At 71.7% G+C, this 23755-nt stretch carries 24 protein-coding genes; 10 read left to right on the top strand and 14 right to left on the bottom strand.

Translation table 11 applies throughout. The features are described from left to right. Positions 1-4: 4 nt before the first annotated feature. Entirely contained in the window at positions 5-1270 is a 1266-nt protein-coding gene (gene tyrS, locus ACFWBF_RS10050) for a tyrosine--tRNA ligase (protein ID WP_385598027.1), read from the top strand. Positions 1271-1376: 106 nt separating this feature from the next. Here tyrS and ACFWBF_RS10055 read toward each other — a convergent pair whose 3' ends face one another. After that, positions 1377-1655, bottom strand: coding sequence for a GlsB/YeaQ/YmgE family stress response membrane protein (locus ACFWBF_RS10055; RefSeq protein ID WP_385598029.1), 279 nt, complete (start codon positions 1653-1655; stop codon positions 1377-1379). 178 nt (positions 1656-1833) lie between these two features. Between ACFWBF_RS10055 and ACFWBF_RS10060 the strand changes: the two genes are divergently transcribed. Further along, on the top strand, positions 1834-2166 hold the full coding sequence (locus ACFWBF_RS10060; RefSeq protein ID WP_385598032.1) for a DUF3099 domain-containing protein: 333 nt from the start codon (positions 1834-1836) through the stop codon (positions 2164-2166). A gap of 146 nt (positions 2167-2312) precedes the next feature. Further along, a complete protein-coding gene (locus tag ACFWBF_RS10065; protein WP_385598035.1) occupies positions 2313-2588 on the top strand; it encodes a hypothetical protein in 276 nt (91 codons plus the stop codon). 29 nt (positions 2589-2617) lie between these two features. On the opposite strand, the gene moaA is transcribed toward ACFWBF_RS10065, so the two are convergent. The 3 genes from moaA to ACFWBF_RS10080 all read right to left on the bottom strand — a co-directional run bounded on the left by moaA (position 2618) and on the right by ACFWBF_RS10080 (position 5803). Then, on the bottom strand, positions 2618-3607 hold the full coding sequence (moaA, locus tag ACFWBF_RS10070) for a GTP 3',8-cyclase MoaA (protein WP_385598038.1): 990 nt from the start codon (positions 3605-3607) through the stop codon (positions 2618-2620). A 196-nt stretch (positions 3608-3803) separates the two neighbouring features. Continuing rightward, a complete protein-coding gene (locus tag ACFWBF_RS10075; RefSeq protein WP_385598041.1) occupies positions 3804-5444 on the bottom strand; it encodes a cation acetate symporter in 1641 nt (546 codons plus the stop codon). Continuing rightward, positions 5441-5803, bottom strand: a complete 363-nt coding sequence (locus ACFWBF_RS10080; protein ID WP_385598044.1) for a DUF485 domain-containing protein — start codon at positions 5801-5803, stop codon at positions 5441-5443. Before ACFWBF_RS10080 ends, ACFWBF_RS10075 begins: the two co-directional genes overlap by 4 nt. A gap of 274 nt (positions 5804-6077) precedes the next feature. On the opposite strand from ACFWBF_RS10080, the gene ACFWBF_RS10085 reads away from it, so the two are divergent. Beyond that, positions 6078-7622, top strand: a complete 1545-nt coding sequence (locus tag ACFWBF_RS10085) for a S8 family serine peptidase (protein ID WP_385598047.1) — start codon at positions 6078-6080, stop codon at positions 7620-7622. Positions 7623-7691: 69 nt separating this feature from the next. Here the strand turns inward: ACFWBF_RS10085 and ACFWBF_RS10090 are convergent, their stop codons facing one another. Genes ACFWBF_RS10090 through ACFWBF_RS10100 form a run of 3 tightly spaced genes read right to left on the bottom strand, consistent with a single transcriptional unit; the run spans position 7692 to position 10343 of the window. Further along, positions 7692-8735, bottom strand: a complete 1044-nt coding sequence (locus tag ACFWBF_RS10090) for a zinc-dependent alcohol dehydrogenase family protein (RefSeq protein ID WP_385598049.1) — start codon at positions 8733-8735, stop codon at positions 7692-7694. A 34-nt stretch (positions 8736-8769) separates the two neighbouring features. Next, positions 8770-9459 carry a lysoplasmalogenase gene (locus ACFWBF_RS10095; protein WP_385598052.1) on the bottom strand — a complete coding sequence of 230 codons (690 nt, stop codon included), beginning with the start codon at positions 9457-9459 and terminating at the stop codon, positions 8770-8772. Further along, a complete protein-coding gene (locus tag ACFWBF_RS10100; protein ID WP_385598054.1) occupies positions 9456-10343 on the bottom strand; it encodes a sterol desaturase family protein in 888 nt (295 codons plus the stop codon). Before ACFWBF_RS10100 ends, ACFWBF_RS10095 begins: the two co-directional genes overlap by 4 nt. Positions 10344-10457: 114 nt before the next feature. Between ACFWBF_RS10100 and ACFWBF_RS10105 the strand changes: the two genes are divergently transcribed. After that, complete coding sequence (locus tag ACFWBF_RS10105) at positions 10458-13580, top strand: NACHT domain-containing protein (RefSeq protein WP_385598057.1); 3123 nt, start codon at positions 10458-10460, stop codon at positions 13578-13580. Positions 13581-13604: 24 nt separating this feature from the next. On the opposite strand, the gene ACFWBF_RS10110 is transcribed toward ACFWBF_RS10105, so the two are convergent. From ACFWBF_RS10110 to ACFWBF_RS10125, 4 genes are read right to left on the bottom strand one after another with little or no spacing between them, the layout of a single operon-like run. Then, complete coding sequence (locus tag ACFWBF_RS10110) at positions 13605-14828, bottom strand: amidohydrolase family protein (RefSeq protein WP_385598059.1); 1224 nt, start codon at positions 14826-14828, stop codon at positions 13605-13607. After that, positions 14825-16117, bottom strand: a complete 1293-nt coding sequence (locus tag ACFWBF_RS10115) for an amidohydrolase family protein (protein WP_385598265.1) — start codon at positions 16115-16117, stop codon at positions 14825-14827. The genes ACFWBF_RS10110 and ACFWBF_RS10115 overlap by 4 nt, the downstream gene beginning before the upstream one ends. Before the next feature lie 17 nt (positions 16118-16134). Beyond that, entirely contained in the window at positions 16135-17019 is an 885-nt protein-coding gene (locus ACFWBF_RS10120) for an SDR family NAD(P)-dependent oxidoreductase (protein WP_385598062.1), read from the bottom strand. Position 17020: 1 nt separating this feature from the next. Beyond that, on the bottom strand, positions 17021-17818 hold the full coding sequence (locus ACFWBF_RS10125; protein ID WP_385598064.1) for an acetoacetate decarboxylase family protein: 798 nt from the start codon (positions 17816-17818) through the stop codon (positions 17021-17023). A gap of 141 nt (positions 17819-17959) precedes the next feature. Between ACFWBF_RS10125 and ACFWBF_RS10130 the strand changes: the two genes are divergently transcribed. From ACFWBF_RS10130 to ACFWBF_RS10150, 5 genes are all read left to right on the top strand, one after another. After that, positions 17960-18610: a TetR/AcrR family transcriptional regulator gene (locus ACFWBF_RS10130; RefSeq protein WP_385598067.1), complete on the top strand. Its 651-nt coding sequence runs from the start codon at positions 17960-17962 to the stop codon at positions 18608-18610. A gap of 490 nt (positions 18611-19100) precedes the next feature. Continuing rightward, positions 19101-20084: a DEDDh family exonuclease gene (locus ACFWBF_RS10135; protein WP_385598070.1), complete on the top strand. Its 984-nt coding sequence runs from the start codon at positions 19101-19103 to the stop codon at positions 20082-20084. Positions 20085-20337: 253 nt separating this feature from the next. Beyond that, positions 20338-20571, top strand: a complete 234-nt coding sequence (locus tag ACFWBF_RS10140) for a hypothetical protein (protein WP_385598073.1) — start codon at positions 20338-20340, stop codon at positions 20569-20571. 101 nt (positions 20572-20672) lie between these two features. After that, complete coding sequence (locus tag ACFWBF_RS10145; protein WP_385598075.1) at positions 20673-21470, top strand: SURF1 family protein; 798 nt, start codon at positions 20673-20675, stop codon at positions 21468-21470. 10 nt (positions 21471-21480) lie between these two features. Continuing rightward, positions 21481-22236: an SDR family oxidoreductase gene (locus ACFWBF_RS10150; protein WP_385598077.1), complete on the top strand. Its 756-nt coding sequence runs from the start codon at positions 21481-21483 to the stop codon at positions 22234-22236. Between the two features lie 31 nt (positions 22237-22267). Here ACFWBF_RS10150 and amaP read toward each other — a convergent pair whose 3' ends face one another. The 3 genes from amaP to ACFWBF_RS10165 are packed head-to-tail and all read right to left on the bottom strand — an operon-like array spanning position 22268 to position 23753. After that, a complete protein-coding gene (gene amaP / locus ACFWBF_RS10155; RefSeq protein WP_385598080.1) occupies positions 22268-22825 on the bottom strand; it encodes an alkaline shock response membrane anchor protein AmaP in 558 nt (185 codons plus the stop codon). Between the two features lie 5 nt (positions 22826-22830). Beyond that, positions 22831-23376, bottom strand: coding sequence for a DUF6286 domain-containing protein (locus ACFWBF_RS10160; RefSeq protein WP_385598083.1), 546 nt, complete (start codon positions 23374-23376; stop codon positions 22831-22833). Beyond that, on the bottom strand, positions 23373-23753 hold the full coding sequence (locus tag ACFWBF_RS10165) for a hypothetical protein (RefSeq protein WP_385598085.1): 381 nt from the start codon (positions 23751-23753) through the stop codon (positions 23373-23375). Before ACFWBF_RS10165 ends, ACFWBF_RS10160 begins: the two co-directional genes overlap by 4 nt. Between the last annotated feature and the right edge of the window lie 2 nt (positions 23754-23755).

A 23755-nucleotide genomic window follows, 5' to 3' on the forward strand; every position in this document is an offset into this window, starting at 1 on the left:
GACCGTGACGGACATCGTCGACGAACTGAAGTGGCGCGGGCTCTTCGCCCAGTCCACCGATGAAGAAGCGCTGCGCAAGGCCTTCGCGGACGGTCCGGTCACGTTCTATTGCGGCTTCGACCCGACCGCGGCCTCGCTGCACGTGGGGCACCTGGTCCAGGTGCTCACCGTGCGCCGGCTCCAGCTGGCCGGCAACCGGCCGCTGGCGCTGGTCGGCGGGGCCACCGGCCAGATCGGCGACCCGCGGCCGACCGCCGAGCGGACGCTGAACGACCCGGAGACCATCGCGAACTGGGTGACGCGGCTGCGCACCCAGATCGAGCCGTTCCTGTCCTTCGAGGGCGAGAACGCGGCGGTCATGGTGAACAACCTGGACTGGACGGCGGGCATGTCCGCCATCGAGTTCCTCCGGGACATCGGCAAGCACTTCCGCGTCAACAAGATGCTGACGAAGGACTCGGTCGCCCGGCGTCTGGAGTCCGACCAGGGCATCAGCTACACGGAGTTCAGCTACCAGCTGCTCCAGGGCATGGACTTCCTGGAGCTGTACCGGCGCCACGGCTGCGTGCTGCAGCAGGGCGGGTCCGACCAGTGGGGCAACCTGACGGCCGGTCTCGACCTGATCCACCGTCTGGAGCCGGGGGCGCAGGTGCACGCGCTGGCCACCCCGCTGATGGTCAAGGCGGACGGCACCAAGTTCGGCAAGTCCGAGAGCGGCGCCGTCTGGCTCGACCCGGAGATGACCACCCCGTACGCGTTTTACCAGTTCTGGCTGAACGTGGACGACCGGGACATCTCCACCTACATGCGGATCCTGTCCTTCAAGTCCCGCGAGGAGCTTGAGGAGCTGGAGGCCCAGACCGCCGAGCGGCCGCAGGCGCGCGCCGCCCAGCGGGCGCTGGCCGAGGAGCTGACGACGCTGGTGCACGGCGCCGGCCAGACCGCCGCCGTGATCGCCGCGTCGAAGGCGCTGTTCGGTCAGGGCGAGCTGACGGAGCTGGACGAGGCCACCTTGGCGGCGGCCCTGTCGGAGCTGCCGCACGCGAAGGTCGCCGAGCTCGGCCTGGTGGTCGACCTGTTGGCGGAGACCGGGTTGGTGGCCAGCAAGTCGGCCGGGCGCCGGACCGTGAAGGAGGGCGGTGCCTACGTGAACAACGTGAAGGTCACCGCCGAGGACGCGGTCCCCGCCAAGGAGGACCTGCTGCACGGACGCTGGCTGGTGCTGCGCCGCGGCAAGAGGAACCTGGCCGCGGTCGAGGTCACGGGCTGACCGCTCGTACGCCTGGACGCCTGTAAGAGCGCGGCACGGCGGAGGGGCCGGTTCGGACGCATGGTCCGACCGGCCCCTCCGGCATGTCCCGGGTCCGCAGGCGGCCTCAGGTCATCTGACGCTTGTTGCCCCGGACCGACATGTAGATCATGTCGCCGAGTCCGACGATGAGGACGGCTCCGGCAAGCTGCAGCAAGTGCCGGATCCAGTCGATGCCCTTGGTGTCGTTGACACCGATCCAGGTGGCGACGGCGTTGCCGAGCACGCCGCCGATGATGCCGAAGATCACGGTGAGCCAGAGGGGCTGGTGCTGCTTTCCCGGCAGGATGGCCCGGGCTATGAGACCCAGCACAAAACCGACGATGATCGCCCACAACCAATGCATGTCGAGCCTCCTCCTGGCGCGTTGTGCGCATGTGCGCCCAGTCTCGGCCCGTCCGGCGTACGGCGCATTTCGGACGGCTCCGTTCGGGGGACACCCGCTCTCCCCGGCTCTGGACGCCGGGCGTACGGTGGAAGGGTCCGGGCCGGGGAGTGTCCGGCGGTCGATCGGGTGGTGGATTGTGCAGCGGACGAAACGGAACGGGGCCGAGGTCTTCCGGATCACCGGAGCGCGGATGGGGCTCGCCGAGGACGTGCGGGGCCGTCAGCGCCGATACGTGATCTCGATGGGCGTCAGGACCCTGTCGGTCATCGCGACCGTGGTCTTGTGGAACGTGCAGCGACCCGTGGCGATCGTGACGCTGGTCGCGGGCGCCCTGCTGCCGTACGTGGCGGTGGTCATCGCCAACGCGGGGCGCGAGTCGGCGCCCTCGCTGCCCTCTCACTTCGTCCCGGCTCCGGTGCACCCGGCCTTGGAGACGGGAAACCTCAAGGAAAGCTCAGATCAATCATGACGTTCCGGTGCACCGCACCGGGTCCTGCGTGACATACTGCCTACGCGCTCCGCATCCCCCGTCGGAGCGACGGACCGACGCCGGGCAGCTCCCCCCGTGGCTGCTCGGCGTCGCCTTCCCGTTTCAGGGGTTTGTAGGGTTGAGGCGTGAACTCCCCTGACTCCCCCGGCTTCCCTGACTTCTCCGGCTCCTCCGGGACCGACGCCGTCCCCACCTGCTCCGCCAAGGGCTGCCGCGACGCGGCCGTCTGGGTCCTGGCGTGGAACAACCCTAAGCTGCACGCGCCGGAGCGCCTCAAGACCTGGCTGGCGTGCGAGGAGCACCGCGAACCCCTCTCCCGGTTCCTGGGGGTCCGCGATTTCCTCAAGGACGTCGTGAAGCTCGACGAGTGGGTGCAGCCGGAGGGCTCGGAGCGCGGCTGAGCGTCTGTGCGGCTCAGCGGCTCAGCGGCTCAGCCGCCGATCGCCGACATCGGGCGGTCGGGCTGGAGGAAGGACGGGTCGTCCAGACCGGACCCCGCCTTCTTGCCCCACATCGCCAGCTTCCACAGCCGGGCGATCTCCTCGTCCGGCGCGCCCGAGCGCAGGGCGGCGCGCAGGTCCGACTCCTCGGTGGCGAACAGGCACGTACGGACCTGGCCGTCGGCGGTGAGCCGCGTACGGTCGCAGGCCCCGCAGAAGGGGCGGGTGACGGAGGCGATGACGCCGACGGTGGCCGGGCCGCCGTCGACGACCCAGCGCTCGGCCGGGGCGGAGCCGCGCTCGTCGGCGCCTTCCTCGGTGAGCGTGAAGCGGGTGCGCAGGGACTCCAGGATGTCCCCGGCGGTGATCATGCCGTCGCGCTTCCAGCCGTGCTGGGCGTCGAGCGGCATCTGCTCGATGAAGCGGAGCTCGTACTCGTTCTCCACGGCCCAGGCGAGCAGGTCGGGGGCCTCGTCGTCATTGAGCCCGGGCATCAGGACGGCATTGACCTTCACCGGGGTGAGGCCGGCCTCGCGAGCCGCCGCCATGCCGTCGATGACGTCGTGGTGACGGTCGCGCCGGGTGAGGGTCTTGAAGACGTCGGGCCGCAGGGTGTCCAGGGAAACGTTTACCCGGTCCAGGCCCGCGGCCTTCAGTGCCCCGGCCGTGCGCTTGAGGCCGATGCCGTTGGTGGTCAGCGACATCCGGGGGCGGGGCTCCAGGGCCGCGCACTGCTCGACGATCCCGACCAGGCCGGGCCGCAGCAGCGGCTCGCCGCCGGTGAAGCGGACCTCGGTGATCCCGAGCTGCGTGACCGCGATGCGGATCAGCCGGACGATCTCTTCGTCGCTGAGCAGATCGGACTTGCCGAGCCACTGCAGACCCTCCTCGGGCATGCAGTAGGTACAGCGCAGGTTGCACCGGTCGGTGAGTGAGACGCGCAGGTCAGTGGCCACGCGGCCGTAGGTGTCGAGAAGCACTGTGGGCCTCCTCCCCTTGTCCGGTTGTGTGAAGGTTCGCGCCGCTTCGGGAAGAGTGCTGCGCCTCGTTCGAGCCTACGCGACGCCTGTGACATGTAGAGCTGCCCGAATGAACGAGACGCAGCGCGGCCGCGTCGTAGGGAAGTACGACGCGGCCACGCTGGGTGTTCGGAGCATCTCGCTGAGGCGCAGTATGTCAGTGGGCGCCGGTGCCGGTGAGGGAGCGTACCTCCAGCTCCGCGAACTTCTGGGGGTCGGCCTTCTCCTTGGACAGTACGGTCCCCAGCCAGCCCAGCAGGAAGCCGAGCGGGATGGAGATGATCCCGGGGTTCTCCAGCGGGAACCAGTAGAAGTCGGCGTCCTTGAACATCGAGGTGGGCTTCCCGGACACGACCGGGGAGAAGAGCACCAGGACGACCGAGGAGACCAGGCCTCCGTAGATGGACCACAGCGCGCCCTGGGTGGTGAAGCGCTTCCAGAAGAGGCTGTAAAGGATCGTCGGCAGGTTGGCGGAGGCGGCGACCGCGAAGGCGAGGGCGACCAGGCCGGCGACGTTGAGGTCGCGGGCGAGGGCCCCGAGGCCGATGGCGACGGCGCCGATGACCACGGTGGACCAGCGGGCGGCCCGTACCTCCTCCTTCTCGGTGGCTTCGCCCTTGCGGATCACGTTCACGTAGATGTCGTGGGCGAAGGAGGAAGAGGAGGCGAGGGTGAGGCCCGCGACGACCGCGAGGATGGTGGCGAAGGCGACCGCCGAGATCACGGCGAGCAGGATCGCGCCGCCGGTGGAGCCGGCGCCGCCGCCGACGGCCTGGGCGAGCAGCGGGGCCGCCGTGTTGCCGGCCTTGTTGGACTTGATGATCTCGTCCCGGTCGAGCAGCGCGGCGGCGCCGAAACCGAGGGCGATGGTCATCAGGTAGAAGCCGCCGATGATGCCGATGGCCCAGTTCACGGACTTGCGTGCGGCCTTCGAGGTGGGGACGGTGTAGAAGCGGATCAGGATGTGCGGCAGGCCGGCGGTGCCCAGGACCAGGGCGAGGCCGAGTGAGATGAAGTCCAGCTTCGTGGTCGAGTCCTTGCCGTACTTCAGGCCCGGCTCCAGGAATTTGGCGCCCTTGCCGCTGTTCTCGGCAGCCTTGCCCAGCAGGTCGGAGATGTTGAAGTTGAACTTCAGCAGCACCAGGAAGGTGATCAGCAGGGTGCCCGCGATGAGCAGGACGGCCTTGACCATCTGCACCCAGGTGGTGCCCTTCATGCCGCCGATGGTCACGTAGACGATCATCAGGAGGCCGACCAGCGCGACGATGGCCACCTTTCCGCCGTCGCTGGTGATGCCCAGGAGCAGCGAGACGAGCACGCCGGCGCCGGCCATCTGGGCGAGCAGGTAGAAGATCGACACCACGATGGTGGAGGTGCCCGCGGCGGTGCGGACGGGCCGCTGGCGCATGCGGTACGCGAGTACGTCGCCCATCGTGTAGCGGCCGGAGTTGCGCAGGGGCTCGGCGACGAGCAGCAGCGCGACCAGCCAGGCGACGAGGAAGCCGATGGAGTACAGGAAGCCGTCGTAGCCGAAGAGGGCGATGGCTCCGGCGATGCCGAGGAAGGACGCGGCGGACATGTAGTCGCCGGAGATGGCGAGGCCGTTCTGGAAGCCGGTGAACTGGCGGCCGCCCGCGTAGAAGTCGGCTGCGCCCTTCGTCTGGCGGCCGGCCCAGACGGTGATGATCAGGGTGGCGACGACGAACAGCCCGAAGAGGGTGATGATCAGCGGCCGGTGCTCGGTGGCGCCGGCGGCGACCGTGGTCAGCCGGGCGGACTCGTGGAGGGTACTGCTCATTCTCCGGCCTCCATCCGCGCCTTGATGGCAGCCGCCTTGGGGTCGAGCTTGGCGTTGGCGTGGCGGGAGTACCACCAGGCGATGAGGAAGGTCGTCGCGAACTGGCCGAGGCCGAGGGCCAGGGCGACGTTGACGTTGCCGAAGAGCTTGGTCCCCATGAAGTCGCCCGCGTAGATGGACAGCAGGACGTAGAGCAGGTACCAGGCGATGAAGGCCACGGTGAGCGGGAAGGCGAAGGAGCGGTAGGAGCTGCGCAGTTCGGCGAACTCGGTGCTCTGCTGCACGCGTGCGAACTCTTCGGCCGTCGGGCTCGCCGGCGGCGTTCCCGCGGTGCGCGGCGGCGACGCTGCTTCGGTCACGGGGGACTCTCCTTGTGACGCGGGTGCGGTGGGGACTACGGACAAGACAACCTCCGTGTGGGGGGACGGTGGCGCTGATCCCCCCTGTCAACGGCACGGCCGGCGCGTCGGGACGGTTCAACACCCGCTGATTCTTTGGCTGCTTATCTTTTTGAACGCTGATTTCTCGAACAGATGGCGCAGAACCGAACGGCGGCACTAGGTTCGCGTGACATGCACCCGTCGGGACGCGACCGCGCCCCGCACGGCTTTGTCACGATGATGTGGAGAACCCATGGCTCATCTGGGAACCGGTCGCGGACGCGCTCTCGCCGTTCCGGTCGGACTGGCCCTCACGGCCTCGCTCGCCTTCCTGCCCTCGGTCGCGGCTTCCGCCGCGCCGCTGGGCAACACGGCAGGCACGGCGGCCGCCGCCACGTCCGACACCTCCGGCCCCAAGCTGTCGTACGTCGCGAACCTGACCGCGTACGGCACGGTGAAGCAGGCGAAGAAGTCGATCGAGCGGGCCGGCGGAACGGTGGTGACGGCCTATGAGCAGATCGGGGTCGTCGTCGCACACTCCCAGAACCCGGACTTCGCCAAGCAGCTGCGCGCCCAGCGCAGTCTGTTCGTGTCGGTCGGCGCCACCCGTACGGCCCCCCTCTCGGTGGTGCAGACCACCGAGGAGGGCACCACGCAGCAGCTGAGCGCTGCGGACGCCGCCAAGGCGGCGGCGCAGGCCGAGCCGGGGCAGGAACCCCTGGAGTCCAACCAGTGGGACCTGCGGGCGATCAAGGCCGACCAGGCTCACAAGATCAACGATGGCAGCCCGAACGTCACGGTGGGCGTCATCGACACGGGTGTGGACGACACCCACCCGGATCTCGCCGCGAACTTTTCCAAGGGCCAGTCCGCCAACTGCGTCGGCGGCGTCGCCGACACCACCGAGGGCGCCTGGCGTCCGTACCCGGACGGCAGCGACCACGGCACCCACGTGGCGGGCACCATCGCGGCCGCGCGCAACGGGATCGGCATCAGCGGCGTGGCGCCGGGCGTGAAGGTCGCCGCGATCAAGGTGAGCGAGCCCGCGACCAGCCTCTTCTACACCGAGGCGGTCGTCTGCGGCTTCATGTTCGCCGCCGAGAAGGGGATCGAGGTCACCAACAACAGCTACTACGTCGACCCCTGGCTGTACAACTGCAAGTCGGACGACGACCAGAAGGCACTGGTGGAGGCCCTCACCCGGGCCACGAAGTTCGCCGAGCGCAAGGGCGTGCTCAGCGTGGCCTCGGCCGGGAACTCGAACCACGACCTGGCGTCGAACGCGATCGTCGACGACACGAGCCCGGACGACGGCACCCCGGTCCCCCGCACGATAGACCCGCACGTCTGCCTGGACCTGCCCACCCAGCTGCCGGGTGTGGTCACGGTCAGCGCGACCGGCGACCAGGGCTTCAAGTCGTACTACTCCAGCTACGGCCTGGGCGTCGTCGACGTCGCGGCCCCCGGCGGCGACAAGTACCAGATCCCGGGCACCCCGGACGCCAACGGCCGCGTGCTGTCCACCCTCCCGGGCGGCGGCTACGGCTACAAGCAGGGCACCTCGATGGCCGGCCCGCACGTCGCCGGTGTCGCGGCCCTGCTCAAGAGCGCGCACCCGTCCGCCACGCCCTCGCAGCTCCAGGCGATGCTGAAGGCCCAGGCCACCAAGGCGGCCTGCCCCGAGAAGGTGTACGACGCCGCGGGCGCGCTGGTCGACGCCACCACCTGCAACAGCAAGTGGGGCCAGACCGGCTACTACGGCTACGGCGTGGTCGACGCGCTGAAGGCCGTCAAGTAGTCACCGAAGCGAGCGAGAGGGCCGCGCGGGGTTCACCCGCCCGGCCCTCTTTGCATGCCGAGCCCCGGCTCAGGGCTTGATCATCACCTTGAGCGCGCTGCGGTCGTCCATCGCGCGGTAGCCGTCCGGGACCTCGTCCAGGGAGACGGCCCGGTCGAAGACGGGCGCCGGGTCGATCGTGCCGGCCAGCACGTCCTCCAGCAGCTCCGGAATGTACGCCCGGACGGGGGCCACACCGCCGCGCAGGGTGATGTTGCGGTCGAACATGACGCCGAGGTCGAGTCCGGTGCCGCTGCCGTGCGGAACGCCGACGTAGCCGACGGCCCCGCCGTCGCGGGTGATGTTCACGGCGGTGCGCATGGACACCTCGGTGCCGACCGCCTCGATGACGGCGTGCGCGCCCCGGCCGCCGGTGAGCTCGCGGACGGCCGCCTCGGCGGCCTCGCCGCGCTCGGCGACGACGTCGGTGGCCCCGAAGAGCTTCGCGATGTCCGTACGGGCGGTGTGGCGGCCCAGTGCGATGATCCGCTCGGCGCCGAGGCGCTTGGCGGCGAGGACGCCGCACAGGCCGACCGCGCCGTCACCGACGACGGCGACCGTGGCGCCCTTGCGCACGCCGGCGCCCAGCGCGGCGTGGTGCCCGGTGCCCATGACGTCGGACAGCGCGAGCAGCCCGGTCAGCAGGTGGTCGTCGGACGCGGCCTCGGCGGGCAGCTTCACCAGGGTGCCGTCGGCGTGCGGGACGCGGACGGCCTCGCCCTGGCCGCCGTCGTGACCGACCGAGCCCCAGAAGCCGCCGTGCTCGCAGGAGGTGTAAAGGCCTTCGGCGCAGTACTCACAGGTGCCGTCGGACCACATGAAGGGGGCCACGACGAGGTCTCCGGGCCGCAGGCCGGACACGGCGGAGCCGGTCTCCTCGACGATGCCGAGGAACTCGTGGCCGATCCGCTGGCCGGGCTGGCGCTGGGCCTCGCCGCGGTAGGCCCACAGGTCGCTGCCGCAGATGCAGGCACGCAGGACGCGGACGACGGCGTCCTCGGGGCGCTGGATCGCAGCGTCGGGCACCTCCTCCACGCGGATGTCGTGCGGGGCGTGGATGACGGTGGCGCGCATGGTGGTGCAGTCCTCCGGCTCGGGGGTGGATCGTTCAGTCTTGTATGACCATCCCACGGTACGCCCGCCCCGAGGTGAGCGCGCCCACGGCCAGCAGGTACTGGGCGGCGAGGTACGTGGCCATGATCCAGAAGTCCGGGCGGGGCAGCTGGGGCCACTCGGCGACGCCGGTGGCGATGAGGGTGTCGGAGAGCAGGAACAGCGCCCCACCGAGCCCCGCCGCCCGGCCGAGGGCACTGGAGCGCAGCGCCATGGTGGTGAGCAGCAGGCTGTATCCGGCGACGGGCACGCGCAGGTCGGCCGGGAGGTCGCCCCAGAGCAGCGCGACGGTCCCGACGAGCGCGAGGGCGTACGCGCCCCCGAGCGCGGGGCTCGTCCTGCCCCGGCCGAAGAGCACGAGATAGCAGACGTGCCCGGCGGCGAAGGAGCCCATGCCGACGAGGAAGGCGGCGTCGGCGTCGAAGAGCAGGGCCAGGTCCCCGCCCCACCCGAACAGCAGGGCGGCGACCAGCAGTCGGGGCGCGCCGCGGGTGAGCACGTGGGCCACCAGCAGCGGCATCAGCACCGGCTTGGCCAGGACGTGCCCGAGGTGCCAGCCCGCCAGCAGCGAGGCCAGGTCGACGACGGCGGCCGCGCCGAAGGCGGCGAGCAGGACCCGGCCGGCGCCGCCCGCATCGGGGACGGGGCGCGCCCAGGACGGCGTACGGGGGGCGGTGGCGCTCACGCGACGCGCTCCTGCTCCGGGGCGGCGGCTTGGGCGGCGGGCTGGGCGGTGGGCTGCGCGGGCTGCCAGCCGGGGCCGCCGAAGACGCGTCCGGCGCGCTCGCGCCAGCTGCGGGCGGCGCGTACGTCGCGCGCGATGGAGGCGTACTCGTGGGTGGCGACCCGCAGCGGGTTGTAGGTGCTGATGTTCTTCGTGAGGCCGAAGACGGGCTTGTCGGTCTCCCCCACCCAGGAGCCGAACAACCGGTCCCAGACGATCAGGATCCCGCCGAAGTTGCGGTCCAGGTAGCCGCCCTGGGAGGCGTGGTGGACGCGGTGGTGGGAGGGGGTGTTCAAGACGTACTCGAACGGGCGCGGCAGCTTCCCGATGCGCTCGGTGTGGATCCAGAACTGATAGACGAGGTTCACCGAGTAGCAGAACGCGACGGCGGCCGGATGCACGCCGAGGGCGATCATGGGCAGGTAGAACGGCCAGGAGGTGGCGCTGGTCCAGGGCTGGCGCAGGGCGGTCGTCAGGTTGAACTTGCGGCTGCTGTGGTGCACCACGTGGCAGGCCCACAGGATCCGGATGACGTGGTGCCCGCGGTGCTGCCAGTAGTAGCAGAAGTCCTGCGCGAGCAGCATGAGCAGGAGCGTCCACCAGAGCACGGGAACCCGCAGCGGGGTGAGCTCGTAGACGGCGGTGTAGATCGCGACGACCGGGATCTTCCAGAGCAGGTCGAAGACGAGGCTGCCGAGTCCCATGCCGACGCTGGTGACGGCGTCCTTGGTCTCGTACCCGGCGGTGTCCTCGTCGGGGTGGATCCGGTAGCTCACCAGCTCTACGACGGTGAGCAGCACGAAGGCGGGTATGGACCACAGCACGACATCGGGCAGGTTCGGCATGTCCGCACCATAGAGGCGCGTTCGGGGGCGCCGCTAGGGGTTGTTACCGATCGGTATCCATCTGGGTTACCGCGGGTTCGCGAGATGATGTCCGGGCCGAGGGGAGGGCGGGGAATGACGGGTTTCGAGACGGTTCTCTTACGGGTGGCGGGCACGGCGGCGGGGGCGCTGGCGAAGTCGCTGCTGGGACGCACACCGGGGGCGGGCCTGGCGCCGGACCCGGTGGCACCGGCCGCCCGCTGGCGCCGCCCGGCCGAGCTGGGCGACCCGGAGATCCGCCGCCTGGCGCAGACCCTGGCCACCCGCCTGGGAGAGGCGGCCACCCGGCTCCCGGAACACGAACGCCTGGCCGCGGTGGACGCGGTCGGCGACGCCTTCGCCGCACTGGGCACCCTGGACGCGCACTCCCTCTTCGCGGCGGACCTCGACCCGACGGCCCTGGCGGCGGCAGCCCTGGCCCACACCCCGCCGGCGGGCCTGAGCGCGGGGGCCGAGGCGGCGTACCGAGAACTGGTCGCGCTGTGCTGCGAGCACGCGGTGGAATACGCGACAACTCTGCCGGGCTTCGGAGCTCGGGCGGGGGTGGAACTGATCCGCCGGACGGGGGAGCTGAAGCGCTCCCAGGACGACATCCGCGCACGGCTGGGCCCGCCGGCAGGGTCGGCGGCCCACGCCTTCGAGGAGCGGTACGCCGAGTACGTGGCCCGGCAGCACGGGCGGCTCAGGCTGTTCGGACTGACCGTCAGCCGGGCCCGGCAGGAATGGCCCCTGGACCTCGCTTACATCAGCCTCGCGGTGAGCGGCAACCTCATACGGGAGGAGACGGGCCTGACGGGGCCGGGACAGGCCGCCACGGTCAAGACGGAGCAGGCGCTGGCCGGAGTGGACCGGATGCTGTTGCGCGGGCAGGCAGGCTCGGGGAAGAGCACCCTCCTCCAGTGGCTGGCGGTGAATGCGGCCGCCCGCTCCTTCGAACCCGAACTGTCCTCCTGGAACACCCTGGTCCCCTTCGTGCTGCGGATGCGTTCCTTCAGCTCCTCGGACAGCCTCCCGCGGCCCGAGGAGTTCCTGCGGGCGAGCCGCGTGCCGCTGACCGCGCCGCCCGGCTGGGCGGAGGATCTGATGATCAGCGGCCGGGCGCTGGTGCTGGTCGACGGAGTGGACGAGGTGCCCCAGCGAATGCGCGCACTCACCGAGGAGTGGCTGCGCTCATTGGTCTCGGCCTTCCCCGAGGCGCGGTACGTCGTGACGACGCGCCCGCCCGCCGTTCCCGAGGACTGGCTCTTCTCCCAGGGCTTCACCCCCTGTTCCCTGCTGCCGATGGAACGGGAGGACCTCTCGGCGTTCATCTCGCGATGGCACGACGCGGCCCGGTCGGAGGCGGATCCCGGCACGGACGCGGACGAGATCGGCCGGTACGAGACGGCACTGCTGAAGGCCGTGAGGGGACGACGGGACCTCACACGGCTCGGGACGAATCCGCTCATGTGCGCACTTTTATGCGCGCTCAACCGCGACCGCAGGATGTACCTTCCCCGAGCGCGCAAAGAACTGTACGAAGCCGGGTTGGACATGCTGCTCGTCCGCCGGGACACCGAACGGGAGATCGCCGACAGCATCCACTCGACCAGGGACGAGCAGATCGTGCTGTTGCAGCGCCTGGCCTACTGGATGATCCGCAATGACCGGCTGGAGGTGACACGGGGCGAAGCGGTCGACCTGCTCCACGAATGGCTGGCGGCCATGCCGCACGTCGCGGTGCAGGGAGGAGCGGACAGGATGCTCCAACACCTGCTGATCCGCAGCGGGCTGCTCCGTGAGCCCGCAAAGGGCACGGTGGACTTCGTGCACCGCACCTTCCAGGACTTCCTCGCTGCGAAAGCCGCCGTGGAGGCGCGGGACTTCGGCCTCCTCGTCCGCCACGCCCACGAGGACACCTGGGAGGACGTCGTCCGGATGGCTGTGGGTCACGCCCGGTTCGACGAGCGCAACCGCCTCCTCGACAGGCTGCTGAAGCGGGCTGACGCCTCACCCGGCCATCACCACCGGCTGGTCATGCTCGCCGCGACCAGTCTGGAGCACGCACCCGAGTTGGCACCGGCAGTCTGGAGCCGGATAAAGGACCGTACGGCGGAGCTGCTGCCGCCCAAGTCCCTGTCGCAGGCGGAGGAGCTCGCCCAGGCCGGCGAGCTGGTGCTGGAGCTGTTGCCCGAGCCGGCCGGTCTGACCGAGATGGAGGCCGCGTCCACCATCCGTACGGCGGCGCTCGTGGGCGGGCCACGTGCACTCGACCTGGTCGCCGCCTTCCGCGAGGACACCCGCTTCTCGGTCTGCCACGAACTGTCCGGCAGTTGGCGCAGGTTCGACGCCGTCGAGTACGTCGAGGCACTGCTCGCCGACTGCACCCTGGGACCTGCCGCCTTCCTGCAGGTGTACACCGCACAACAGTTGGCGCTGCTGCCGCGGCTACGGCACCTGGATCGGATACGCCTGGAAGGCGAGTTCGGGGTCCCCCGCGAGATCCTGGGGCATCGGGAAGTCAAGCGGCTCTTCTTCAGCGGCAACAGCAGGCTCGGCGATCTTTCGGCACTGGCCGCGCTGGAGCACCTCGCCCTGCTGGGCCTCGACGACTGTCGGACCGTGAGCCTGGACGGGCTGCGCGGCCTCCCCCTGGAAACCCTCTACCTCTACCGGCTCCCCGACGCTCTGGACCTGTCGCCGCTCTCCGATCTGCCGGCCCTCGCCCACCTCGGGCTCGACTTCGAGCCGGCCCCCGGCATCGACCGGGTGGCTGACCTGCCCGTCAGCAGTCCGCTCCAAGGCCTCGGGCTGTACAAGGGAGCGCGGCGGATACGACTGGAGGGCATGGAGGAGTGGACGGGCCTCGATTGGCTCACCCTCAGCGGAGATGCGCAGGCCGCAGAGCTGGAGCAGATGGCTCCCCCTCCACGGCTGCGAACGCTTCAGCTGTCCGACCAGTCCGCCCTCGACCTGAACGCTCTGGTGCGCCATCAGGGGATCACCGACCTGTACCTCAGCACCAGCACACTGGCCACCGGGCTGGAACCGCTGCGCGAGCTGCCGGCGCTGACCCAGCTCAGCATCCACCAGTGCGGTCCGGGGATCGACCTCGGCCCCTTGGGCGATCTGGAGCAGCTACGGGTCAGCTTCTCGGGCAGTACCCAGGTGCTGGGCACCGGGGCGTTCCCGCCGGGGCGACTCAGGCTCGGTGCCTGAAACCACCCCGGCGGGACCGCGGTGTCACCAGACCCGGACCGAGCCCCCGCGGGCGAAGGCTGGGCTGGTGGCCTCGGGCGGGACCTTTGTCAGGGGCTCGGCGATCTCCGTGACCGTCGGGCCGTGCTTCGCCGCCAGCGCGTCGAGCCGGGGGAGGTCGAAGCCGTAGACGCGGGCCGCGTTGCCGCCGACCATGGCGGCCACCTCCTCGCGCGGGAGGCCCGCGTAGGCGATGCGCAGGCCCTCGCGGGAGTAGGGGGTGGTGCCCTCGTCGTGGGGGTAGTCGCTGCCCCACATGATCTTGTCGAGGCCGATCCGGTCCCGCAGCGGGACCTCGTGGGGGCGCATGAAGCTCGCGCCCACGAAGCAGTTGTCCCGCCAGACCTCCCCCGGGCCCTTGCCCATGGACTCGGCGAGGCCCGCGCCGAATTTGGACTCGGCCGTCGCCGAGGCCGCGACCAGGCGGCCGTGATAGTAGTCCAGCATCTCCAGCACGCCCGGGATCCAGCCGGAGCCCTGCTCCGTCAGGACCAGCTTCAGCCCGGGATGGCGGCGGAAGGCACCGCCGAAGATGAGGTGCCACAGGGCTCGGTGCGAGAACCAGGTGGTCTCCACCATGAAGACGGCGCGGGCCGCCGGTTCGTCGCCCAGCGGCGGCGAGGCCGAGCCGCCGTGGTGGTTGACCGGGACGTCCAGCTCGTCGCACACCGCCCAGATCGGGTCGTAGGAGGCGGAGTACAGCTCCGGGATGCCCGAGCCCGGCGGGACACCGGGAAGCAGGATGCCGCCCGTCAGGCCCGCCTCCTTCGTGCGGCGGATCTCGCGAACCGTCGCCTCCACGTCGTTGAGCAGGATCTGGACCACCCCGGCGCGGCGCCCCGGCGCGTCCGCGCAGAAGTCCGCCAGCCACCGGTTGTGGGCCTGGAGCCCGGCCCAGCGCATCGCGTATTCCGCTGCCGTCGGGGGCTGCGCCATCAGGGAGGTCTTGGGGAAGAACGGCGGGATGGTGTTGGGGAAGACGACTTCGGCGACGATGCCGTCCGCTTCCAGCTCGGAGAGCCGGCGCCGGGAGTTCCAGTTGCGGTCGGCGGTGTCCGCGAGGAGGTCCTCGTACGGGTTCACGTAGGTGGCGGCCCAGGCGTCGAAGTCGTCGTGGTACCGCTTCTCCAGGTACGGCTTGTAGTCCAGCAGGTCCGCGCCCGCGTGGCAGTCCGCCGAGATGACGGTGTAACGCTCGGCGGACGTCACGGGTTCACCCCCAGCACCGGGAAGTCGTTGTCCGTCAGCCAGTGGCGGCCCACCTCGCGCGAGCGGGCCCAGGAGGCCTCCACCGCCGCCTGGTCCGCGCTCTGGCCCAGTTCGGCCGGCGTGGGGCCGATGCGGCGGGCGATCGGGGCCAGCTTCGCGGTGTCGAAGCCGAAGACGTCGGCCGCGGCCAGGCCCAGCATCCGGCGGCTCTCGCCGACTGGGATGTCGTGGAAGGTGTTCCTCAGCCAGTTGCGGGTGTCGGGCCACGTGCCCTCGGGGTGCGGGAAGTCCGAACCCCACAGGATGTTGTCGACGCCGATCTCGTAGCGCTGCGCGAGCTCCCGGCGCTTGGTGTTCGTCGCGCAGACGAAGACCTGGCGGTCCAGGTACTCGCTCGGCGGCCGCTTCAGCTCGGAGAACGGCGAGAGCTTCTTGCCGCCGTGCGCGCCGAGGTAGAGCCGGTCCATGAACCACAGCTGGTTCGGCAACCACCAGCAGCCCGACTCGGCGACGCCGAACTTCAGGCCGGGATGCCGCTCGAAGACTCCGGACCAGAGCAGGAACCACAGCGGCCGGGCCGGCCACCAGGTGACCTCGGAGACGTAGATGCCGAGGTGGTCGCCGTACTCGTGGCGGGGCGCGGCCCCCGAGTGGGTGACGATCGGCATCGCGGTCTCGGCCGCCGCCGCCCAGACGGGGTCGTAGCGGCGGTCGTGGTACGGCGCTTTGTCCACCCACATCGAGGGGATCATCAGCGCGCCCAGCCCGGACTCCTTGGCCCGGTGGATCTCGGCGACCACCTTCGACGGCTCGCCGGTGATGGGCAGCAGGGCCACCCCGCAGTGCCGTTCGGGGTTCTGGCCCACGAACTCGGCGAGCCAGCGGTTGTGCGCCTGCGCGCCCGCCATGCCGAGCTCGGGGTCCTGGTCACCGGAGAGCCCGAGGCCCACCCCGAAGGGGGCGGCGGTCTGGCTGTCGACGGCGTCGGCGTCCGGGAAGACGACCTCGGCGGCCACGCCGTCGCCGTCGAGTTCCTTGAGCCGCTGGGTGCAGTCCCAGCCGCCCTTGAGGCCCTCCTCGTGGTCGTGGAACCACTTCTCGGCGAAGGCCTCGTTGCGCACGCCGAGCCGGGTGGCCTCCTCTCGGCGGGCGCCCTGCTGGCCGAGGAACTCGTCGAACTCGGCGTGGAAGCGGGAGTCGAGGTAGGGGCGGTACTGCTCGGTCGGCAGGCCCGCGTGGCAGTCGGAGGAAATGATCAGATACGGGTCTTCGTGTGCGGCGTCTGGCACGGTCACGGCTGAGCCCCTCAGTCGAGGATGAAGCTTTCCAGGTAGGCGGGGTTGGCGCGGTCGAGCATCGACTGCGACCGGGCGCGGATCTGCCGGTCGCTGTGCTCGCTGGCCGGGAGCATCCAGAAGCGGCCGGCGCGGATGCCGTCCACGACGTGGTCGGCGACCTCCTCGACCGGGGTGAAGTTCACCTCGTGGCCGGCCTGCTTCATCGCGGCCTCGTACTGGTCGAGGCTGCGGTACGGGGCCTTGCGCGGCTTCTCCTTCGCATACCGCTCGGGCCGGTTGCGGTGCGACTCCCACAGCCCGGTGCGCAGCATGTGCGGTCCGGGGAAGAGGACGGAGGCGCCGATGTCCGTGCCCTCCGCCTTGAGGTGGGCGTAGAGGGATTCGGTCATGGTGACCACGGCGGCCTTGGTGACGGCGTACACGGACGCGGTGGGCAGCGGGGCGATGCCGCCGTCGCCGGAGGAGGTGTTGACGACGTGGCCGGGGCCGCCCGCGGCGATCATGCGGGGTACGAAGGCCTGGATGCCGTGGAAGACGCCCCAGACGTTGACGGAGAAGGCCCACTTCCAGTCGTTGGGCTCGTGCTCCCACATCCGGCCCTCGGCGCCGGAGCCGACGCCCGCGTTGTTGCAGAGCACGTGCACGGCTCCGAAGGTCTCGTACGCGGCGTCCGCGAGGGAGATCACGGAGTCGCGCTCGCTCACGTCGACGGGCCTGGCCAGCACCTGCGCCCCTTCGGCGGAAAGTTCCTCGGCCGCCTTGCGCAGGGCGCCCTCCTCCACGTCGGCGAGGACGACCTTGAGGCCCTCGGCGGCGAAGCGGCGGGCCATGGCGAGGCCGATGCCGCTCGCGGCGCCGGTGACGACGGCCACCTGTCCCGGTTCGAGTCGCATGTCAGACGCTCCCCTCGGGCGGCCCGTCGAGGATCTGCATCGGGTCGTCGTAGCGCTGGTGGATGTAGGGGAGCAGGGCCTGGGCGCTGACCCTCTCGACGACCCGGCCCTTCTGGTCGGTGGTCTTCTCGCCGATGGTGATCTCCACGATCCGGCGTACGGGGAGGTCTGCCACGGGGTCGAACATCGACTCGCGGAGCACCACGTCCCCGGTGACGTGCTCCAGCTTGCGGACCTTCTCGTTGCGCGTGCAGTGCACGAGCACCGGATCGGCGTCGAAGCCCGAACCGTCCACGGCGGGAAGGAACTTGAAGTAGAAGTCGGTCTTCACCGTCGGCTCGGGCGGCGGCAGTTCGCGGTCCACCGCGCCGCGCACCTCCACGAAGGCGATCCCGTGCCGGGCGAGGGAGGCCCGTACGACGAGCCCTTCGCGCTCCACGGTGACCTCGCCCAGCTTCTTCGGCTCGCCGAAGACCTCGCGGCCGCCGACCAGGGCGCGCTCGTGGGTCATCGGCATGACCAGCGGGTACCAGCCCTCGACGCCGCCGTGCTGGGCGGCGACCGCCACCGAGCCGGCGCCGAGCGGGTAGCCGGGCAGGTCCACCTTGCTGATGTTGGCCCGTACGAGGGGCCGTTCGGCCGGCTTGAGCGGCGGCGGCAGCACCGCCGCCACCACGTCCGGGTCGCTCTCCCAGACGGCCACCACCCCGGTGGACCAGATGTCGGGGAGCTTGGAACTCTTCTCGCGCGACGCCGCGATCTCGGCCTCCGTGCGCGCTCCGTACCGTACGCGTGCCATGACTCGCACCACCCTTCTGGGGGTACCGCCCAGCGGTAGCCGGGAGGAAGGTCTGTAACACAGTTACACCGACACCGATGAAGGGTAAAGACCCCTGCACCCAAGAGAACTGACGGACCGACAGAAAGGTGGGCGGATCCCATGGCCAGAACCAACCTGACCCGCGACGAGGTGCTGGACGCCGCCGCGCTGCTCGTCAAACAGCACGGTCCGGCCGCCCTCACCATGCGCAAACTGGCCGCCGAGCTGGGCACGGCGGTGACCTCGATCTACTGGCACGTCGGCAACCGCGAATCCCTGCTCGACGCCCTCGTGGAGCGGACCGTGCAGGACATGGGCGCCATCCGCCCGGCCGGCCGGACCCCCGCCGAGCGGATCCTCTCGGTGGCCCGAATCCTGCGCCGGGAACTGCGGGCGCGTCCGCACCTGATCGCGATGGTCCACGAACGCGGTCTCACCGAGCGGATGTTCCTGCCCTCGCAGCAGGCCCTGGTCCACGAGGTGCACGCGGCCGGGCTGCGCGGCGCCCGGGCCGCCGACGCGGTGCGCGCGATCCAGTTCCAGATCATCGGCTTCGTGCTCGTGGAGCGCAATCGCGAGCGCTCCCCCGCCCAGTCCCCGGCCGAAAGCGAGCTCTGGGACCCGGCGGGCGCCCCCCACGACCCGCCGCTCGCCCGCGCCCTGGCCCGCCCGGCGGATCCCGAACGGCTCTTCCGGCTCTCCGTACGGGCCCTGGTCGCGGCCCTGCTGCAGCCCGACGCCCGTCGGTTCCCCCCGGCCGGACGCCCGTGACGGGATCAAGGCGACGGGGGACCGCCGCCCGGCGCGGCGTTCGGGGCCGGGCTGCCGGAGAGCGCCGCCGCGCACCCGGACGCGGCTGGAGCAGGCCCTCGCCGAGGGGGACGCGGCCGCGCTCGCCGGTCAGCGCACGGGGGAGCTCGTACGCCGCCTCGACCACCTGCCGCGCCCGCACCCGGGCGCAGGCCTCCGGGGAGCCCGCCGGGTTCGCCGCCCGGATCGCGGCCTTGGAGCCGCTGCAGGCCCGGACGCCGCGCGCTGACGCCGACGCGGCCACCGCCGAACCGGCCGCGGACGGGCGGGCGTTCCCGGCGCTGACGGCCGCGAGCGTGGCCCCGAAGGGCTTCGGGTACGGCGTACCGGCTCCTCCCCGGGCCGGCCGGGGTACCGGATTCCTTCGCCCGGGTGAGCGCCGGGGACCTCGTGACGGAACGGGGCTGACAGGACATCGGGCCCCGGCTGTCGGTCCGGGCCGATATCCTCTGTGACCATGCTCGCCGACCGTACGACCACAGAGACGACGTGGCCGACCGCCTACCCACAGGGGTACGCGGTCGTCGACGTGGAGACCACCGGGCTCGCTCGTGACGACCGGATAGTCTCTGCCGCCGTCTACCGGCTCGACGCGCACGGCAATGTGGAGGACCACTGGTACACCCTGGTCAACCCGCAGCGGGACCCCGGACCGGTGTGGATCCACGGGCTCACCAGTGACGTGCTCGCCGATGCGCCGCTCTTCAAGGACATCGCCGAGGAGTTCGCCGGCCGCCTCGCGGACCGGGTGCTCGTCGCGCACAACGCCATCTTCGACTGGCAGATGATCGCCCGGGAGTACGCGCGGGCCGCCGAGACCGCGCCGACCCGTCAGCGGCTGTGCACCATCGCCCTGTCGAAGGAACTGAACCTTCCGCTGCCCAACCACAAGCTGGAGTCGCTCGCGGCGCACTTCGGCGTGGTCCAGCAGCGCGCGCACCACGCGCTGGACGACGCCCGGGTGCTGGCGGAAGCGTTCCGTCCGTCGCTGCACACGGCCGCGCGGGACAACGTGCGGCTGCCGCTGCTGGAGTGCCGGCCGCTGACGGAGTGGTCGGACTCCCCCGCCGTCCCGCGCATCGGGTACCAGGCCTCGTACGGGAGCGGCAGCTGGCGGCCCTCGCGCAAGCGGCCGCCGTGCCCGCACCCGAACCCGGGGCGCTTCGAGGACGGCAAGCCGCTCAAGCAGGGCATGCGGATCGCGTTCTCCGGCGACACCTCGGTGGACCGGGAGCTGCTGGAGGACCGCGCGGTGGAGGCGGGGCTGCACATCGCGACGAGCGTGTCGCGGCTCACGAGCCTGCTGGTGACCAACGACCCGGACTCGGCGACCTCCAAGACGGTCAAGGCGAAGGCCTTCGGCACGCCGGTCGTCGACGAGGCCGCCTTCACGCAGCTGCTGCGGGACGTGGCTCCGGCGCAGGACTGCGTCTGAGCCCGGGGCCGCAGCCAAGGGACGGGAACCCGAGGCGGCGGGCCCGGGCCGCCAGGCGGAGGCGGTGAGCCCGAGGCGCGAGCCCGACGCGCGAGCCCGACGCGCGGGAGCCCGAGGCGCGAGCCGGAGACTCCGCCGGGACCGAGGCGGTGGGCCCGGCGTTGGGCCCCGCGTTGGGCCGGGCGGGTGCAGGCGCGACGACTCACCCCGGTGGATCTTGTTCCGGGGGGCCGCCCTGCGCAGCATGCGGCCCATGGCACGTTGTGAAGTCTGCGGAAACGATTACGGCATGTCCTTCGAGGTGCACGCGCAGGGCGCCGTGCACGTCTTCGACTGCTTCTCCTGCGCCATTCACCGCATGGCGCCCATCTGCGAGCACTGCCGGGTCCAGATCATCGGTCAGGGCGTCGAGGTCGAGGGCCAGTGGTTCTGCGGCGGGCACTGCGCCCGCGCGGAGGGGAAGGCGGGCATCACCGACCGCGTCTGACTCCCGCTCCCCCGACACCCCCTCCCCCTTCCCCCCTTCCTTCGACCCCGGACGGCCACCCGGCCACCGGGGTCCTCGTCGCTGGGGGTACCGTCTTGGGCGTGTACCGCTTTGTGCTGACCCGGCAGTGGGTGTGCCTCACCCTCATCGGCCTCGTCCTCATCCCCGCGATGATCAGGCTGGGGTTCTGGCAGTTCCACCGCCATGAGCACCGGGTCGCGCAGAACGAGCTGATCGCCGCGAACCTGTCCGCGAAGCCGGTCCCCATGGCCGAGATCACCGCCCCCGGCCACGAGGTCCCGCGCGCCGACTTCTGGCGCGCCGTCACCGCCACCGGCACGTACGACCCCGCGCACGAGGTCGTCGTACGCATGCGCACCTCCAACGACGACAAGGTCGGCTTCCAGGTCCTGACCCCGCTGGTGCTCGCCGACGGCCACGTGGTGCTGGTCAACCGTGGCTGGGTGCCGGGCGGCGACGACCCGCGCGCCTACCCGCCGGTGCGGGCCGCGCCCTCGGGCGAGGTGACGGTGACCGGACGGCTGAAGGCCGACGAGACCAGCGGCGGCAGCGGCATCAAGGACCGCAAGGGCCTGCCCGACCGCCAGGTGATGCTCATCAACAGCGAGCAGCAGCAGGAGTCCCTGGGCAAGCCGGTCCTCGGCGGCTACCTGGAACTCACCGCTCCGGTCCCGTCGGACGGCAGCCCCGAGCCGGTCGCCGAGCCCGACCACGACTCGATCGGCCCGCACATGGCGTACGCCATCCAGTGGTGGCTCTTCACGCTGGGCGTTCCGGCGGGCTGGGTGGTCCTGGTCCGGCGGGAGAAGCGCGACCGTGAGGAGGCCGCGGCCAAGGAGGCCGCCGCGGCCGCGGACCTGGAGCCGACGACCGCGTAGCGTTGGCCGCATGGATCTTGGACTGAAGGACCGCGTCTACGTCGTCACCGGCGCCACCCGGGGCCTGGGCTACGCCTCCGCCCGCGAACTGGCCGCCGACGGCGCGAAGGTGATCGTGACCGGCCGCGACGCGGAGCGCGCCGAGCGGGCCGCCGCCGAACTGGGCCCGAACGCGCTGGGCGTGGCGGCGGACAACTCCGACCCGGCGGCGGCCTCCCGGCTGATCGCCGCGGCCCGTGAGCACTTCGGCCGCTTCGACGGCATCCTCATCAGCGTCGGCGGCCCGGCCCCCGGCTCCGCGCAGGACAACACCGACGAGCAGTGGACGGCGGCCTTCGAGTCGGTCTTCCTCGGCGCGGTGCGCCTCGCCCGCGCGGCGGCGGCGGAACTGGGCGAGGGCGGGGTCATCGGCCTCGTCCTGTCGGGCTCGGTCCACGAGCCCATCCCGGGCCTCACCATCTCCAACGGGCTGCGCCCCGGGCTCGCGGGCTTCGCGAAGTCCCTGTCGGTGGAGCTCGGCCCCCGCGGGATCCGGGTGGTCGGCCTGCTGCCGGCCCGGATCGACACCGACCGGGTGCGGGAGCTCGACGCCCTGTCCGGCGACGCGCGGGCGGCCCGCGCGGGGCACGAGTCCCGCATCCCGCTGCGCCGCTACGGCACCGCGGAGGAGTTCGGCCGCACGGCCGCCTTCGTGCTCTCCCCGGCGGCTTCCTACCTGACGGGCCTGATGCTCCCGGTGGACGGCGGCGCCCGGCACGGCTTCTGACGGGCCCGCGCCACCGGGCGGGGCGCGCGCGTCACACGACCCGCCGCGCCCGGTGGGAGGTCACCTCCAGGCGGGCCTCGGCCGGCAGCTCGGGCAGACCCGTCGAGGTGCGGGCGTGTTCGAGCACCGGGCCCACCAGAGTGGCCAGCACGTCGGCCGGCACCGCGTGGGGCTCCAGCTCCACCGCCACCCGCAGGCGCGGCGCGCCCCGGCGGCCCACCAGCGCGACCCGGCACCGCGCGACCCCGTCCAGGGCGCGCGTCTCCGCGGCCACCGCCTCCTCCAGCGCCCGGCCCCGCAGCACGGCGAACGCGCCGTCCCCGGTGTCCACCAGCACCGCCGCCACCCGGGGGCGCCGCAGCTGGGACAGCAGCCACCACAGCGCCATCAGCACGCACAGCGCGAGCCCGGCCGCCACCGCCCACCACCACCAGCCCTCGGCGTGCCAGTAGCGGCGCCGTGCCTCGGCGCTCAGCAGCGGTGCGTGGCGCCCGCCGAACGGCCCGGCAGCCGCCAGCAGCAAGACCCCGCCCGCCAGCAGCGCGAGCCCGCACAGCGCCAGCAGCGCCCGGTTCACGGCTCCGGGCATCCCGCTCACCGCTTGTCCCGGGCGGCGCGGTTCACCCGTACCCGGGACGCCATCGGGTCCGCCAGCCCGAGCTCCTCGATGCCGACGGCGAGCACCGCGTCCAGGTCCGCCCGTACGTCCTCCAGCTCGCGGAAGTGCGAGGCGGCCCGGACCCCGACGCGGCTGCGGCCCACGCGGACCCGTACCGAGCGCACCCCGGACACCTCCATGGCCCGGTCCCGCAGCACCTGCGCGGCGCCCTTGCGGTCGAGCCCGGCGCGGACCCCGGCGGTCGCGGTGCGCATCGGCAGGAGCCCGCGCAGCCCCGGGGTGACGGCGAGCGTGAGGAGTACGGCCCCCGCCACGGCGAGGATCACGCCCGCGACCAGCACCCACAGGTCCGCCGGGGTGTGGCGCTCCAGCTGGTGGGCGAGCTCGCGGCGCCAGCGCATCCCGGGCCGGTGGGCCCGTACGGCGGCCAGGTCATAGAGGAACAGGCCCGCCACCCCGAGCACGACGAGCGCGGCGAGGGCGGCCGGGACCCGCCGGGCGGAGTGCAGCCGAGCCGTCACCGCAGCCGCCGGACCCGGCCGGTGGCGGGCCCCGTCGGCGGGGCGTGGAGGTGCTCGACGTCGATGTCCACCTCGGGTACGGCCATCGCCGCGTACGCCTCCACGCGGTCGGCGACCAGGCTTCGTACGGCCGCGCACTGGGCGGCGAGGTCGCTGGGGTAGTCGAGCTCCAGGCTCACCCGTACGCGTGCGATGTCATGGTGCACGGTGACGACGGCATGCGGAGGGGGTGCGCCCGTACTCCTCGCGCCGCGCTGCGCGGCGAGCGCCTCCCGGGCTGCCTGCGCGGCGATCTTGGCCACGACCCGGTCGGCGATACGGGTGGTCCCCCGATCGGCGGCGGCCACCCGGGGCGGGGTGGTGCGCGGTGCGCTCATCG

It is taken from the genome of Streptomyces sp. NPDC060028, from assembly GCF_042736725.1.
Lineage (GTDB): Bacteria > Actinomycetota > Actinomycetes > Streptomycetales > Streptomycetaceae > Streptomyces.

Coding starts and splice junctions, on each gene's coding strand:
- ACFWBF_RS10055 (WP_385598029.1), bottom strand. CDS start 1,655: ATGCATTGGTTGTGGGCGATCATCGTCGGTTTTGTGCTGGGTCTCATA.
- ACFWBF_RS10075 (WP_385598041.1), bottom strand. CDS start 5,444: ATGAGCAGTACCCTCCACGAGTCCGCCCGGCTGACCACGGTCGCCGCC.
- ACFWBF_RS10085 (WP_385598047.1), top strand. CDS start 6,078: ATGGCTCATCTGGGAACCGGTCGCGGACGCGCTCTCGCCGTTCCGGTC.
- ACFWBF_RS10090 (WP_385598049.1), bottom strand. CDS start 8,735: ATGCGCGCCACCGTCATCCACGCCCCGCACGACATCCGCGTGGAGGAG.
- ACFWBF_RS10100 (WP_385598054.1), bottom strand. CDS start 10,343: ATGCCGAACCTGCCCGATGTCGTGCTGTGGTCCATACCCGCCTTCGTG.
- ACFWBF_RS10105 (WP_385598057.1), top strand. CDS start 10,458: ATGACGGGTTTCGAGACGGTTCTCTTACGGGTGGCGGGCACGGCGGCG.
- ACFWBF_RS10120 (WP_385598062.1), bottom strand. CDS start 17,019: ATGCGACTCGAACCGGGACAGGTGGCCGTCGTCACCGGCGCCGCGAGC.
- ACFWBF_RS10125 (WP_385598064.1), bottom strand. CDS start 17,818: ATGGCACGCGTACGGTACGGAGCGCGCACGGAGGCCGAGATCGCGGCG.
- ACFWBF_RS10130 (WP_385598067.1), top strand. CDS start 17,960: ATGGCCAGAACCAACCTGACCCGCGACGAGGTGCTGGACGCCGCCGCG.
- ACFWBF_RS10140 (WP_385598073.1), top strand. CDS start 20,338: ATGGCACGTTGTGAAGTCTGCGGAAACGATTACGGCATGTCCTTCGAG.
- ACFWBF_RS10150 (WP_385598077.1), top strand. CDS start 21,481: ATGGATCTTGGACTGAAGGACCGCGTCTACGTCGTCACCGGCGCCACC.
- amaP (WP_385598080.1), bottom strand. CDS start 22,825: ATGCCCGGAGCCGTGAACCGGGCGCTGCTGGCGCTGTGCGGGCTCGCG.
- ACFWBF_RS10165 (WP_385598085.1), bottom strand. CDS start 23,753: ATGAGCGCACCGCGCACCACCCCGCCCCGGGTGGCCGCCGCCGATCGG.